Raw genomic sequence first — 13,506 nt, 5'->3', positions numbered from 1 at the left:
ATACCAATTCCAGCATAGAATAAACGTCCAATGTTTACATATCCCTTCCAGTTAATATAATATGGTTAGTATGAAAAGGGGGGACCTTTAAGATGAGAGAAACAAAAATGAATCAAGATGATTATCAATTTAAGATTGCAAATAGAGAAGCATTGATTGGAATAGGAATTGTCATTTTTAACTTTATTTGGTGGTATGGTTTTGCTTACGGCCTAGGAAGCAAAGACCCTGCTGAATATACTTATGTTCTTGGGTTACCTGCTTGGTTTTTTTATAGCTGTGTACTTGGCTTTGTTATTATGGTGCTATTGATTTGGCTCGTTGTAAAAATGTTTTTTACAGAAATTCCGTTAGATGAATTAGATGATAAGGAGATTTAATAGCTATGAATTGGCAAGCTGTTTTACCATTAGTGCTATTTTTAATTGTTGTTTTTACGGTTGGGCTTTGGGCAGGAAAATATGTAAAGCGAACCGATTCTTTTTTACAGGAATACTTTCTTGGGGGTAGAAGCTTAGGCGGCTTTGTACTAGCAATGACATTGGTAACGACGTATGGAAGCGCTAGTAGTTTTCTAAGTGGACCGGGAGCGGCCTATAATCAGGGGCTTGGATGGGTGCTTCTTTCCACCACTCAGATTGCTACAGGTTATTTTGTATTAATGATTCTTGGGAAGAAATTTGCGATTGTAACACGTAAATATAAAGCGGTGACAATTGTGGACTTTTTAAAAAGCCGTTATGAATCTAAATGGGTAGTGCTATTGTCTTCATTAAGTATTTTAATTTTCTTATTTTCTGCGATGTCTGCCCAATGGATTGGCGGTGGACGTTTGATTCAATCCCTAACAGGACTATCCTATATTGCGTCATTATTTATATTTTCGGTATCTGTACTCGTATACGTTATTATTGGCGGTTTTCGGGCTATCGCAATAACAGATGCAATTCAAGGAATTGTGATGTTTGCGGGGACGCTAATTTTACTCATTGCAGTTATTATTGCTGGTGGAGGAGTGCCAGCAATAATTGCGGATCTTGCAGCGGAAAACCCAAATTTAATTACACCGTTTGGCGCAAATGCTGATTTAACACCTGCATATGTATCCTCGTTCTGGGTGCTCGTTGGCGTAGGTGTAGTTGCGCTTCCGCAAATCGCTGTGCGTGCAATGTCTTATAAAAATTCAAGGTCGATGCATCGTGGAATTATTATCAGCACAATCGTGGTTGGCTTTATTATGCTCAATATGCACTTAATTGGTGTCTTTGCAAGACCTGTTATACCTGGTGTGGAAGTTGGAGATACAGTAATGCCCCTACTTGCACAAACTGTATTGCCAAACTGGTTGTCTGGTATTGTTCTTGCGGCTCCGATGGCTGCTATTATGACTACTGTAAATTCATTATTATTACTAGTCAGCTCTACGATTGTAAAAGATGTTTATTTAAATTACATAGAACCGACCGCAAAGGAAAAAAAGGTGAAGCGTTTAAGTATGTGGGTAACTGCATTGCTTGGTATCGTTGTGATTGTGATGTCCTTAAACCCACCAGACCTGGTTATCTGGTTAAATCTATTCTCAATGGGTGGTCTTGAAGCAGCGTTTATTTGGCCGATTGTTATGGGGTTATATTGGAGAAAGGGGAATAAATATGGTGCGGTTGCATCTATGATTTTTGGGGTGACAAGCTATATTCTATTTGAATCTTTCTATCCACAGCCATTTGGAATGCATTCTGTTGTAACATCTATTGTTATCGCATTTATTGCATATGTTGCTGGCAGTCTAGCCTTTAGGGAAAAAGATTACTTATAATTTTGGTTGAAATACCAGCCTTGAAGTGCTGGTATTTCTTATAAACAGCACCACACCTCCCAGAAACAGCACCACACCTCCCAGAAACAGCACCACACCTCCCAGAAACAGCACCACACCTCCCAGAAACAGCACCATCCATTTCTCAATAAAAAGCTCTCCTGCAGCTATTAACTAACAGGAGAGACAACATTATACCTGCATTCTATCTTTTGCAAATTGTATAAAGTATTCCAATGACTTTTCATTACTCAGTGACCCTTTATTGACAACTTGTTCAACCGATTTACCCATTAATATTTTTTTAATAGGTATTTCCAGCTTTTTCCCGTTAAGTGTTTTGGGTATTTCGCTGACTTGATAGATTCCAGTTGGTACATGACGCGGTGAGCATTGTGTACGAATTTGTGTTTTAATACGCTTTACTACTTCTTCTGTTAATTCAGTTCCGTCTTTCATTACGACAAAAAGTGGTGTAGCTGAATCCCCGCCCTGATTTGGAATATCGACTATTAAACTATCAGCAACCTCTTTTACTTGATCGACAGCTCGGTAGATTTCACTCGTGCCAATACGAACACCGCCACGGTTAATTGTTGCATCTGAGCGACCGTAGATAATACCGGTATGTCGATTTGTAATTTTTAGATAGTCACCATGACACCAGATTCCTGGAAATACATCAAAGTAGCTTTCGTATAGTCGAGTGCCATCAGAGTCATTCCAGAAATAAACTGGCATAGAAGGGAACGGTTCCGTTAGTACAAGTTCTCCAATTGTATCTATTTCTGGCTTTCCTTGATCGTTAAAGCTCTCTACCTTAGCACCAAGTCCCATACACTGCAGTTCTCCTGCGTATACTGGGAGAATTGGTGCACCTAAAATAAACGCAGAGCACACATCTGTTCCTCCGCTGACAGAAGCAATCCATAGATCGTTTTTAACGTGGCTATAGCACCACTCGAATGCTTCGGGGGGCAAGGGAGAACCAGTAGAACTGATATTGGATAAGTATGTTAAATCAAACTCTTTTCCCGGCTCAAGATTATCTTTCATACTTGCTGTAAGAAAGCTGGCACTTGTGCCAAAAGCAGTCATTTTTGTCTGTTCAGCAAATCTCCAAAGCCACTTATTGTCTGGATAAGATGGGCTTCCATCATAGAGGATAATTGTACTTCCAGTAAGCAGACCGCCGACAAGGAAATTCCACATCATCCAGCCAGTCGTGGTAAACCAGAAGAAACGTGAGTTCTCATTTAGGTCCATGTGAAATGTTGCAGCCTTTAAATGCTCCAGCAAAATACCGCCCTGGCTTTGAACGATAGGTTTCGGCTTTCCTGTAGTCCCTGAAGAGTACAGGACCCATAAAGGATCATTAAATGGAACATGCTCGTACGTTAAGTCTCCACCACTACTATTTGTAGTTGCCTCTGACCATTGAATTGTTTTTTTTAGCTTGCTAAAATCGGCTTGTTCATTCAAATATGGAATCGTGATGGTGGCTTCAATTGTTGGTAATGCTTCTTGAATGTTCGCTGCAACTTGCATGCGGTCGAAATTCTTTCCATTGTAGCTGTAGCCATCAATTGTAATCATCACTTTTGGTTCGATTTGTTTAAAACGATCAATCACACTTTGTGTGCCAAAGTCTGGAGAAGCACTTGACCAAATTGCTCCAAGGCTCGCTGCCGCCAGAAAAGCTACAACTGTTTCATAAATATTTGGCATGTAGGCAACAATTCGATCGCCCCTTTGAACGCCTAATTTCTTTAATGTCTGTTGTAAAGCAGCTGTATCTTTATATAATTGTCCCCATGTCATTTCCTGTGTAGCTCGATGTTCCGACGCATGGATAATAGCGGGTTTGTTTATATCCCGATTTCTGAAAATATGCTCCGTGTAATTAATTGCAGCGCCGGGAAACCATTTCGTACCTGGCATATCACGAGAGGTGAGGATTGCATCATAGGATTGGGTCGCACTAATGCTAAAATATTCCCATTGGGACTCCCAAAATGCTTCCAAATCCCGGACAGACCATTCCCATAAGGAATGATAGTCATCGAAGGAAAGCCCTTTTTCTTTCTTTAACCAATTTATATATTGATACAGGTTTGATTGCTTTATTCTTTGTTCGTCCGGCTTCCATAATAGCGTACCTTCTTTAACGCCTTCCACTTGATCCCCTCCTGAAAATTAAGATGATTACTATTATTATATGAAATCGCTTTCCTTGTGTAAAGAAACTATAATTCTATGTTATATTACGAGGATGTATATGAATAAAAGCTGATTGGCACATATGGCTCAATCAGCTTTTTTGTGTGTAGCTTGTGTCATTTGATGCCAGACAGATCCTTTTGCTTCCTCTCCGCCTTGAATTCGTTCCAATGCAAGTTTGATTTGCATTCGTACTTCGAATTCAGGATCATCTGCAGCAGCTACTAGAGCTGGAATGGCGGTTTCATCACCTAGTTCATATAAGAACATAGCTGCACGCCAGCGTACAATTCGGCTAGGGTCCGAGAGTGTTATGATCATCTCAGATGTTGCTTCTTTGAAACCAAGATCAGAAATACAATCTCCAGCAGTACGTCTAACTGTGACAGACTTGTCTTTTAAAGCCTTATACAGATAAGGGAGCACTTCTGGTTCTTCGATCATTCCGAGATATGCTGTCGCGAGTCTTCTAATGGATGACTTTTCATCAATTAGCGCTTTATCAAGTAGTGGCAAATCATCTGGTGTTGGATCGAATCGGTCAAGTGCCGCATAGCGTACCTTCCAATCTGGATCATCAAGGATTTTAAGTGATAATTGCTTTTTCGGTTTTGACTCTTCCAGACTTGCTTTTTCTTGATCCTCAAACGCGAGCTTTACCAGCCCATCCAAACGTTCTTGATCATAGCTCGCAGAAAGCTCTTCAACGATCTCTTCTTCTATTTCTTCCATTGTTCCATACCTTGGATGCTGTTCAATCCATTTGCGCTCCATTATTACATTTGGCGAGGCAGGGGAGGCTTCCATAATTGCTTGGCTAAAACGTTCAGGAAGACCAACTCGTTTTTCCTCTGAATCCTCTTCTAATTTTACTTGCATCGGTATGCGGCGAAACATTTGAATAAAGACTTTAATTTCACCAAATCCATCTTCTATTTTCTGCTGCATGTTTGATGACAGGTTTTCAGCCGCTTCCTCTGTCCCTAAAACCCCACGAACTTTCGGAAGCAATTCTTCCCAAGAAGTTTTGGGGTTTCGTGCTAATGCTATAAAATCAACGACCCGATAAATATTTTTGACACCTTCGATAGCAAAAAGCTCTTTGACATAGCTTGGTGCATCCTCAAGGCTGTCTTTCTCGCTGTAATTATAATTTTCGCCTGCAGGCAGGGTTTCATTGACGTTTATTTTCATAGAGTGTGGACTTGGTGTAGGTTCGATAGATACAATTTTCATTTAAAACACCTCGATCAGAACAATTATGCTTCTGCTAGCTTATCAGCAAAAGCTTTCATATATGCTGGTAAATCTGGTGGACGGCGACTGGAGATGATATGTCCGTCAACGACAACCGCTTCATTACTCCATGTTGCACCTGCATTTGTCATATCGTCTTTTATTCCTGGAGTACTTGTTACATGCTTGCCTTGTAAAATGTTTGCAGAAATGAGTACCCAGCCCGCATGGCAAATCTGTCCGATAGGTTTTTTGGCTTTATCCATATCACGGACAAATTTCAGCACCTCTGGATAACGTCTTAGTTTATCTGGTGCCCAGCCGCCAGGTACAAGAATGGCGTCATAATTTTCTCCCTCAATATCGGAAAATGCAAAAGCAGATTCAGCAGGAACCCCATATTTACCAATATATTTGTGATTGGCTTTCTCACCTACTAGATCAACTTGCGCACCTTCCTCTTGAAGGCGTAAAATTGGATACCAGAGCTCGAGATCCTCGAAATCATGTTCAACAAGTGCAATTACTTTTTTGTCCTTTAATCGCATGTAGATCCCTCCATTTCATATTATAATCAGTGTAACAGAGGTTGCGTATCATTTCGATTATCAAGCATTATTTCAAATTGAAGCAGATTTTTGAATTCAATTAATGCTCACGTGCATTTTCATTTCTTTTTTTTAATTCCTCATTTAAAGAAGTCTCAAGTCTCTTATAGTAGAGGTAATACCCCGTGCCAAATATGGCATAAATAGCAATAAATGCTAGAAGGCTTCCTATTACTGGCCAAAAACCAAATGGAACCCAGCCAACGGAAAAGGCAATTGAAAAATAGAAAATAACAGAGACGCTAAAATGCACGATAGTTCTTTTTATATAACTCCATTCATTTCCCATGTAAATAAAAGAAGACAGTCCAAAATAAACACCGATCGTCATACTGGCAAGCATATGCATCCATACCTCTGAGACGGAGGTGGAATGATTGTTAACAACAATAATGGTTAAGGCGATAAATGTAAAAATACACGCAAATCCTAGTCCGATCATCGTTCTTTTAAGAATTTCAATTATCATTTGACTGACCTCCATTCATCAGTTTTTCTTTAATGGGTGCGACATATTTTCTTGTGATATAAGCCTTATTCCCTGAACGAAAGTAGACACAAAGATTACCATTGAAGGATAATTCGAAGCGTTCAATATGATTCAGGTTACCAATTACAGATTTTGAAAAACGCATATAATCGTACGGGGCTAAAATCTCTTCTGCTTCATACAATTTCATTTTTAGTTCCAATTGGCGGTTTGCAAGGCTTGCGTATACTCTGCGTTGTTCTGCATAGATAAAATCAATTTCTTTCGGATCAAGCAAGATTGTTTGGTCAGATTCACTGGCAAATAATCGAGGGGTTCTACGTTTTTTAATGACTTTTACAATTTCCTCCAGTTCTTCTGTCCATTCTTTTGTATGGATCGTTATTTGCGTTACCTCATGCTTATCGTCAATATCGATATTAATTTTCAAGTGCCATTCCCCCTTTGGCATATGGATACTGTTATTATATAGCAAAAGCAAGAATGGCGAATTATATTTACATGCTCTCTTGCTTTTTCCGAACAAATGCAGAAATTGCCATGAATCCTATTAAATAGCCGCTTAAGACAAGAACACTTTTAAAACTTGGGGCATTTCCGCGAATAATATCCCATGCGCCGTTTCCGAAATGATAGGATGGGAGCCATTCCGCGAGGTTTTGCAGGAAAGTAGGGAAAATATAGATGGGAAACCACATCCCACCAAGAATAGCTAATGCTAAATAGAGAATATTGCTAACACCGCTTGCAGTTTCAACTTTCCCCATCGCGCCTACAAGTGTTCCGATGGCGAGAAATGGCAGAGAGGCAACCAAAATCCATAATCCAGAGAAGAACCATTGGATGAACGTTAACGAGACACCATTGATCAAATAACCCGCAACAAAGATTAGAATTATAGAAAACAGATGCATAACCGTTTGCCCAAACATCTTAGCAGTAAAATAAGCCCAAGCTGGTAATGGCGTGATTTTCATAAAGGAAGACCAGCCCTGTGTGCGTTCTTGCACCATACGAATGCCAAAAGTCATAATGGCTGATCCCATAACACTGAATGCAGTCATTGACATTAGATAATGTGCTTGCCAGAGCTCTGTATCTGGAACATCGGTATTCACAATGTTGGTAAAAATAAAATAAAACACAATTGGCATAAGCAGGCTCCAAAATACAAAATATGGATTACGGAAAATGCGAAGCACCTCTGCTTTACATTGCATTGTAATGCTGTTCATTTATTTCTGCCTCCTCATTTTGTTTCGTTAAATATTCAAATACCTCTTCCAATCGCCCTTGTTCAATTTCGATGCTTCTTGCGTTTAAATCAAGCTTGAAAAGTGCTTTAAGAACGGCATCTGTGTCTTCTGTTACGACGTAAATTCGTTTATCTTTTTCATAGCACTGGCTAACTGTCGGGAGCGATTGTAATTGTTGGATCGCTTTATCTGTGTCATCTGATTGGAAGGAAACATTTCGGATAGCAAGCTGTTGCTTAATCGTATTTGGGTGTCCGTCCGCAATAATTTCGCCACGATTAAATAGGATAATTCGCTCCGCTGCATCGTCTGCTTCTTGTAAATAATGTGTCGTAAAAATAATTGTTTTTCCTTTTTTCTTTAATGCATTTACTTTTTCCCAGAATAATCTCCTTGCAGTAATGTCAAGCCCGACTGTTGGTTCATCAAAGAAAATAAGGTCTGGATTGCCGGTAAGCGCTAGAGCAAAACCAACCCGCCGTTTTTGACCTCCTGATAATTTGTCGGCCCATTTGTTCAAGTCGTCCTTCTCTAATCCGGTTAAAGCAATTAATTCCTCCATGGAGAGCGGGGAAGGGTAGTAGCTGCGAAAGAGGGCAATAACCTCATGAACCTTTAATTTATCAACGACACTTACATCTTGAAGCATCGCACCTATTTTTTCACGAGCGGCAATATGCTTCGGGTTTTTATTGAATAAGTGAATATATCCGGCAGTAGGTTCGATTAATCCAAGCATCATGGAAACAATTGTTGTTTTTCCTGCACCATTTGGTCCCAGGATTGCTACAGTAGATCCCTTTTCGATGGAAAAAGAAACATTATTAACTGCTGTTGTCTTACCGAATTTTCTTGTTGCGTGCTGCACTTCAACAACGGTATTAGACATGATATCTCCTCCAGGTTTTTGATTTTGATTTATTACCGGAAGTATAGCAAGAATAATCTTTTATGAATTCTGAACTGAACTAACATGATCTGTTTAATGTATGAGTGAACAGATTGCATGTATGAAAGTTTGTTGAGTGGGGGGAGAAGGGTTGTTGAATAATATGGAGCTATGCTTAGAGTACTGTACATAAAAAAAGACCTAGCGAACTGCTAGGCCTTGGTAATTCAGTCTGTGAAAAGAGGCAGTTTCTCAATAAATAAAATATCATCACGATTTGCTGCATCACCTTCAGCTAGGATTGCGGCTTTTGCGGCAACATTTCCACCAGCCTTTTCTACTAATTCCTCTAGAGCTTTTAAGGATTCACCGGTGCTTATTACATCATCAATTAGAGCTACGCGCTTTCCTTTTATTTGCGCCACATCCTCTGTGTCCAAGCATAAGGTCTGTGTTTTTTGTGTTGTAATTGATTCAACTTCATGGATGATAGGATTGTTCATATACGGCTTTATGCTTTTTCTGGCGACAACATATTTTGCCATGTTTAATTGTTTCGCAACTTCATATATAAAAGGGATTCCCTTTGCCTCTGCTGTAACGAGAACATCAACCTCTGGCAATTTATCTGCAATTAATGGTGCAGTCGCAGCAACCATTTCTGTATCACCTAAAATAACAAAGCTTGCTATTTTTAAATTATCTTTAATTTGAATAATTGGTAAGTCACGTTTTAAACCAGCAACTTTAAGTTCATATGTATCCATTTGAATTCACGCTCCTGCAATTTATTTAAATACCAAAAATACCTAATAGCCATTCCATGATTACGCCTGCTAGCAGACCGAAAAATGGATCGGAAATGGCGGTTATAATCATCGTAATACCACCGACAATATTAGAGCCCGCAGCATCCGCTGAAAGTGCTGCCTCGGCGTTGCCAGGTAGTGTAACGATTGCTCCAAGCACAAATAGAAATCCTGCAATTGAAGAACTCGGTACATACTTTCCGATTTTGGGAAGCAGTTTAAAAATAAGGATAAAAGCCATTAGTGCCATCATCAACACACCAGCCCATACAGCATGCGGTGCACTGGCTGTCGCGGATATAATTACTTCAACTGGTCCGCCGCCGTATAAAGCGGATGCCATATCTGCTAAGCTGCTAATGATGGTTAATGTATCTATATTTACATCTTGTGAAGCAATTTCTCCATTAATTTTTCCGAAAGCAATATTAGCGCCGATATTCAAACAAACTAAAGCTAAGGCACCACGGATTACCATTAGATTTAACGTTAATTTTTGCAATTTAAAACGGTCATCGATTTTCTGTTTTAAATGATCGGGAGTATCTTTTTTCATAAAATAATAAACAATACTTGAAAGAATAACTGAAATTGTAATTGTGTATACAAGATCCTTTGTTACAATGTACACGACAAGTGCACTAATAAATGAAGATATACCAATTAAACGGTCTTTCCTTGCCATATCCCAGGCAACTTTTGCAAGCATAAAGCCAACACCGGCCATCATTCCATTTGTAATTACTGGACCAATCCAGGAAACGATTTGTTCCATAAGACCAAATAAGCTAATAATAATTAAAATAAATGCACCGTAGAAGATCATTGATAACCGTTCACGCATATTATTGCCCATTGTTCCGGCAACGGTTATTGTCTCTGCTTGGAATGATACAACAGCAACATTGCTTGTCATGGCATTTCCGAATGCGCCAATAATAAATGCTAACGCAGTCGGTACGGAAGCAAATCCAAACGTTAGAGCTAGTAATCCTTGTGGGAGTCCGTTAAGCACACCACTGATTGCTGCTAGAATATCTTTAAGTATAAGTTCCATCTTGCTGCTCCTTTTTTCCTCAAGTTCATGAATGGTGGCTGTTCCCATAAAAAAAGCCGTTTGAAAAAAACGGCCATTTCATAAGAAGCACCGTTCATAGTAGAGTAATTTACGGTTACTCCGTAGAGACTCTCAGACCATATTACTGAGATTATATGAGGTATTTTTTGTAATTCACGTACGATAATTTAATTATATTATAAAACGTATGATTTTTGAATGATAGAAGAGGAAAAAAATAATAATAATAATTTTTGTTGGGTTAATTACATATTATAAAGGGATAGAAATGAAACTAAAATAGACCGCAGCACATTTTATTGTGCTGCGGTCTATAGTTTTCTTAGGAACCAAACCATTTCTTTATTTTTCCGAGAAAGCTCTTCGGCTGTTCTTTCGTTTCCGTTACTTTCTCATCTGGCTGCTCATCTTCAATAAAGATATTCTCTTTATCAATGGCGTAATCATAAGTGAGTACGGCCCCGATATTTGTATCACTTTCATTATTCGTAATGGTTGTATACGAAATATTATATTTATTGGCAAGTCCTTTTTCTTCTTTTAAAAAACGGAAAGGAACATGACCATTAATAAGCAATGTTGCTTTAGGGTTCTCTTTGATAGCTTCTTCCAATTTATGAAGGCCGGAATCGGACATAACTTGTCCAATTGTTAGCGCTAAAACGATTCGTTCTCTAAGCGTGCCTAGAAACTGTATTCTTTCATGATCTTTTGGTAGCCGTGTCCCGTACATTCCTTCTGTTAAATAATCATCGATGCTTTTGTTAGTCATTGCCTTTTCATCCTTTAGAAATGTTATGTTCTACTTATAATGTTATAACATTCTCATCAAAACTTCCAATGTTTACAGATGGAAAGCCAGTAAATGCTAACAAAATTAGACATAGATGTGACTTGGGAAATTGCTGCTACTTCTTTGCACGTTTATCAGCAGCGCGGCTTCTTGCTTGAGCTTCTTTGTCTTCAGCATCTGCTAGCTCTTCGGAAAACTCAACATCGATACCATCTGATTTTTGATTTTTAGGTGTTTGAGCCAAATAATTATTGTGCTTTTTTTTATGATCATCTCTACCCATTCTGTTCACCTCGTAATTGTAAGATTAGTGTGTGTAGTTCTAAAAAAGAGGATTGCTGCAGGAATACGGCAACAATATATCAAGGCCCCTATAATAAAAAGCTTGAGAGCCTTGAAGCCAATTAATGCTGCATTGGATTCTGAACGGGAGCATAGCTGTTCATATAAATTTGCATCTCTTCTTGCTTTAATTGTGGTACTTGATAATACTGGCGTTTATTTTGGTATAAGAATATTTCGTAAGCCATTTCGACAAGATTCGGAATGCTGTCAGCAAACACTCTTCTTAATACTGGGTTAGTTGTTTCCAGAGCAGTCATTGTAAAAGCAGAAGCAGATGACTTTAAATTTGCCATCATAAAACTAGAAATACATTGATCATTCAATTCTGTCACTGCCTGTGCAGGTGTTTTAGGCTGAGTTGGCTTCATCCCATAAAGCACATTATTGCTATCTGACATCATATACGTCTGGGTTTTTTGGGATGGTTCTTGTCCTGTACTTAGGGCTTCTACAATCGTATTGTACATTTGAGTAAGGAATGTCTTATGCTTTTGCAGCATTGTTTTTAATTCAGGATCCTGAATATGCTGTTCATAAAGCAGACCTTGTTCTAAACCGCCAACAAGACCTGAAATTGCTTCATGCGCATCAAACATTTCGTGACCACCATGGCTTTGCTGATCAGGCATTTGTGATGAGCCTTGGAAATTTTGATTCTGCTGTTGATTAAACAATTAAAAAAACCTCCTTTTATTTGGTGCAAATGTGCTGTCCCAGGTTTATCTAAATTGAAGAAATAATAATGCACATTATACATCTGTATTTTTAACAGGTTTACTATACTTATTCGCTTTCATTTCGTCTTTTTATATGAAATCGAAGGATAATTGTTTAAGTTGCATTAGAGAGCATGCTCTAGTAAAAAATGATGTGAAAGAGGGAATTTTGTGATAATATGAACGTAAAAGTATGTGCTTACATTTTCCGGAGGGGGAAATTTTATGAAGCAAAGAGATCCAATTCGATTGGATGATCGTATTCACTTAATTGATGGATTTGACTTAGATGTAGCTAACCGGACAGGAACTTACGTTATCAATGAAGAGGCGTTAACACTGGTTGAAACTGGACCAAGTCCATCGGTGAAGTATATTAAAGCCGGATTAGCAGCGCTTGGACATTCGCTGGATGAAATAAAGTATATTATTGTTACCCATATTCATCTGGATCATGCTGGCGGAGCCGGTTTATTGCTAAAGGAGTGCCCGAATGCAACCATCATTGTGCATCCGCGTGGGGAAAGGCATTTAATTAATCCTAAAAAACTTGCTGCAGGAGCAAGAGCAGTTTATGGTGACAGCTTCTCTGAATTATTTGAACCAATTGTACCTGTGCCTGAAGATCGATTGCTTGTAAAAGGTGAAGGGGACTCCTTGGAAATAGGGCCGAATTGTACATTGGAATTCTGGGATACACCTGGGCATGCGAAGCATCATATTAGTATTTATGATCCTGTGAGCAATGGAATGTTTACTGGCGACACAGTAGGTGTTCGTTACGAACAGCTCGTACCAAATGGTGTTGATTTGTTTTTGCCTTCTACTTCTCCAAACCATTTTAATCCGAATGACATGGAGAACTCCATTAAGCGAATTCGCGACAAAAACCTTGACCGTATTTACTTTGGTCATTTTGGGATGACACAAAACATAGAAGAGGCATTAAACCAGACTCTAAATTGGCTTGATGTATTTATGGAGGTTGGGGAGCGGACAGTACTTGAAGGAAAAGGCTATGATGTAATTTCACAGCGATTGCTCGCTAATATCCGTGAACATTTAAGAACGAAAGGGATTCCTGATGAGCACGAGGTTTATATTTTAATAAATCTCGACCTGCAGGTAGGATCTCTTGGTATCATTGATTATTTTAAAAAACTAACGCAATAAATGTAAATAAACGGCATGGCATCATTCTATTATGATGCCATGCCGTTATAATTTGTGGCTTAAAGTTACATTTTACG

Annotated in this window: 15 protein-coding genes and 1 riboswitch; of the genes, 3 read left to right on the top strand and 12 right to left on the bottom strand. The window is 38.9% G+C overall.

The genetic code is table 11. The features are described from left to right. Positions 1-107: 107 nt before the first annotated feature. Together NSQ77_RS07690 and panF are read left to right on the top strand one after the other, a co-directional pair. Complete coding sequence (locus NSQ77_RS07690; RefSeq protein ID WP_339230959.1) at positions 108-380, top strand: YhdT family protein; 273 nt, start codon at positions 108-110, stop codon at positions 378-380. 5 nt (positions 381-385) lie between these two features. Next, the gene (gene panF / locus NSQ77_RS07685; protein WP_339230062.1) at positions 386-1,816 is read left to right on the top strand and encodes a sodium/pantothenate symporter; all 1,431 of its coding nucleotides are present in this window, start codon (positions 386-388) and stop codon (positions 1,814-1,816) included. A gap of 192 nt (positions 1,817-2,008) precedes the next feature. On the opposite strand, the gene NSQ77_RS07680 is transcribed toward panF, so the two are convergent. The 12 genes from NSQ77_RS07680 to NSQ77_RS07625 all read right to left on the bottom strand — a co-directional run bounded on the left by NSQ77_RS07680 (position 2,009) and on the right by NSQ77_RS07625 (position 12,214). Continuing rightward, positions 2,009-3,994: an acetoacetate--CoA ligase gene (locus NSQ77_RS07680; protein ID WP_339230060.1), complete on the bottom strand. Its 1,986-nt coding sequence runs from the start codon at positions 3,992-3,994 to the stop codon at positions 2,009-2,011. A gap of 129 nt (positions 3,995-4,123) precedes the next feature. Continuing rightward, positions 4,124-5,272 carry a conserved virulence factor C family protein gene (locus NSQ77_RS07675; RefSeq protein ID WP_339230058.1) on the bottom strand — a complete coding sequence of 383 codons (1,149 nt, stop codon included), beginning with the start codon at positions 5,270-5,272 and terminating at the stop codon, positions 4,124-4,126. Positions 5,273-5,295: 23 nt separating this feature from the next. Further along, positions 5,296-5,820, bottom strand: coding sequence for a type 1 glutamine amidotransferase domain-containing protein (locus NSQ77_RS07670; RefSeq protein ID WP_339230057.1), 525 nt, complete (start codon positions 5,818-5,820; stop codon positions 5,296-5,298). Positions 5,821-5,920: 100 nt separating this feature from the next. Continuing rightward, a complete protein-coding gene (locus NSQ77_RS07665; RefSeq protein WP_339230055.1) occupies positions 5,921-6,349 on the bottom strand; it encodes a DUF3021 domain-containing protein in 429 nt (142 codons plus the stop codon). Beyond that, on the bottom strand, positions 6,339-6,800 hold the full coding sequence (locus NSQ77_RS07660) for a LytTR family DNA-binding domain-containing protein (RefSeq protein WP_339230053.1): 462 nt from the start codon (positions 6,798-6,800) through the stop codon (positions 6,339-6,341). Before NSQ77_RS07660 ends, NSQ77_RS07665 begins: the two co-directional genes overlap by 11 nt. Positions 6,801-6,867: 67 nt before the next feature. Then, the gene (locus tag NSQ77_RS07655) at positions 6,868-7,605 is read right to left on the bottom strand and encodes an ABC transporter permease (protein ID WP_339230051.1); all 738 of its coding nucleotides are present in this window, start codon (positions 7,603-7,605) and stop codon (positions 6,868-6,870) included. Continuing rightward, complete coding sequence (locus NSQ77_RS07650; RefSeq protein WP_339230050.1) at positions 7,580-8,515, bottom strand: ABC transporter ATP-binding protein; 936 nt, start codon at positions 8,513-8,515, stop codon at positions 7,580-7,582. Before NSQ77_RS07650 ends, NSQ77_RS07655 begins: the two co-directional genes overlap by 26 nt. Positions 8,516-8,742: 227 nt before the next feature. Further along, complete coding sequence (locus NSQ77_RS07645; RefSeq protein WP_339230048.1) at positions 8,743-9,282, bottom strand: phosphoribosyltransferase family protein; 540 nt, start codon at positions 9,280-9,282, stop codon at positions 8,743-8,745. Positions 9,283-9,307: 25 nt separating this feature from the next. Further along, entirely contained in the window at positions 9,308-10,381 is a 1,074-nt protein-coding gene (locus NSQ77_RS07640; protein WP_339230046.1) for an NCS2 family permease, read from the bottom strand. 77 nt (positions 10,382-10,458) lie between these two features. Then, positions 10,459-10,560: riboswitch (purine riboswitch) on the bottom strand. Between the two features lie 164 nt (positions 10,561-10,724). Beyond that, on the bottom strand, positions 10,725-11,174 hold the full coding sequence (locus tag NSQ77_RS07635; protein WP_339230044.1) for a YueI family protein: 450 nt from the start codon (positions 11,172-11,174) through the stop codon (positions 10,725-10,727). 136 nt (positions 11,175-11,310) lie between these two features. After that, on the bottom strand, positions 11,311-11,478 hold the full coding sequence (locus NSQ77_RS07630) for a YfhD family protein (protein WP_339230043.1): 168 nt from the start codon (positions 11,476-11,478) through the stop codon (positions 11,311-11,313). Positions 11,479-11,599: 121 nt separating this feature from the next. Continuing rightward, positions 11,600-12,214: a spore coat protein gene (locus tag NSQ77_RS07625; protein ID WP_339230041.1), complete on the bottom strand. Its 615-nt coding sequence runs from the start codon at positions 12,212-12,214 to the stop codon at positions 11,600-11,602. 267 nt (positions 12,215-12,481) lie between these two features. Here NSQ77_RS07625 and NSQ77_RS07620 point away from each other — a divergent pair, with 267 nt between their 5' ends. Further along, the gene (locus tag NSQ77_RS07620) at positions 12,482-13,429 is read left to right on the top strand and encodes an MBL fold metallo-hydrolase (protein ID WP_339230040.1); all 948 of its coding nucleotides are present in this window, start codon (positions 12,482-12,484) and stop codon (positions 13,427-13,429) included. Positions 13,430-13,506 lie beyond the last annotated feature (77 nt).

Source organism: Oceanobacillus sp. FSL K6-2867 (assembly GCF_037963145.1).
Classification (GTDB): domain Bacteria; phylum Bacillota; class Bacilli; order Bacillales; family Amphibacillaceae; genus Oceanobacillus.
The sequence above is the reverse complement of the archived record's forward strand: the minus strand, read 5'-3'. Positions and strand labels throughout refer to the sequence as shown.

Bases quoted from the DNA above. Each gene is read 5' to 3' on its own strand.
- NSQ77_RS07690 (WP_339230959.1), top strand. From the start codon at position 108: ATGAATCAAGATGATTATCAATTTAAGATTGCAAATAGAGAAGCATTG.
- panF (WP_339230062.1), top strand. From the start codon at position 386: ATGAATTGGCAAGCTGTTTTACCATTAGTGCTATTTTTAATTGTTGTT.
- NSQ77_RS07675 (WP_339230058.1), bottom strand. From the start codon at position 5,272: ATGAAAATTGTATCTATCGAACCTACACCAAGTCCACACTCTATGAAA.
- NSQ77_RS07670 (WP_339230057.1), bottom strand. From the start codon at position 5,820: ATGCGATTAAAGGACAAAAAAGTAATTGCACTTGTTGAACATGATTTC.
- NSQ77_RS07665 (WP_339230055.1), bottom strand. From the start codon at position 6,349: ATGATAATTGAAATTCTTAAAAGAACGATGATCGGACTAGGATTTGCG.
- NSQ77_RS07655 (WP_339230051.1), bottom strand. From the start codon at position 7,605: ATGAACAGCATTACAATGCAATGTAAAGCAGAGGTGCTTCGCATTTTC.
- NSQ77_RS07650 (WP_339230050.1), bottom strand. From the start codon at position 8,515: ATGTCTAATACCGTTGTTGAAGTGCAGCACGCAACAAGAAAATTCGGT.
- NSQ77_RS07645 (WP_339230048.1), bottom strand. From the start codon at position 9,282: ATGGATACATATGAACTTAAAGTTGCTGGTTTAAAACGTGACTTACCA.
- NSQ77_RS07640 (WP_339230046.1), bottom strand. From the start codon at position 10,381: ATGGAACTTATACTTAAAGATATTCTAGCAGCAATCAGTGGTGTGCTT.
- NSQ77_RS07635 (WP_339230044.1), bottom strand. From the start codon at position 11,174: ATGACTAACAAAAGCATCGATGATTATTTAACAGAAGGAATGTACGGG.
- NSQ77_RS07630 (WP_339230043.1), bottom strand. From the start codon at position 11,478: ATGGGTAGAGATGATCATAAAAAAAAGCACAATAATTATTTGGCTCAA.
- NSQ77_RS07620 (WP_339230040.1), top strand. From the start codon at position 12,482: ATGAAGCAAAGAGATCCAATTCGATTGGATGATCGTATTCACTTAATT.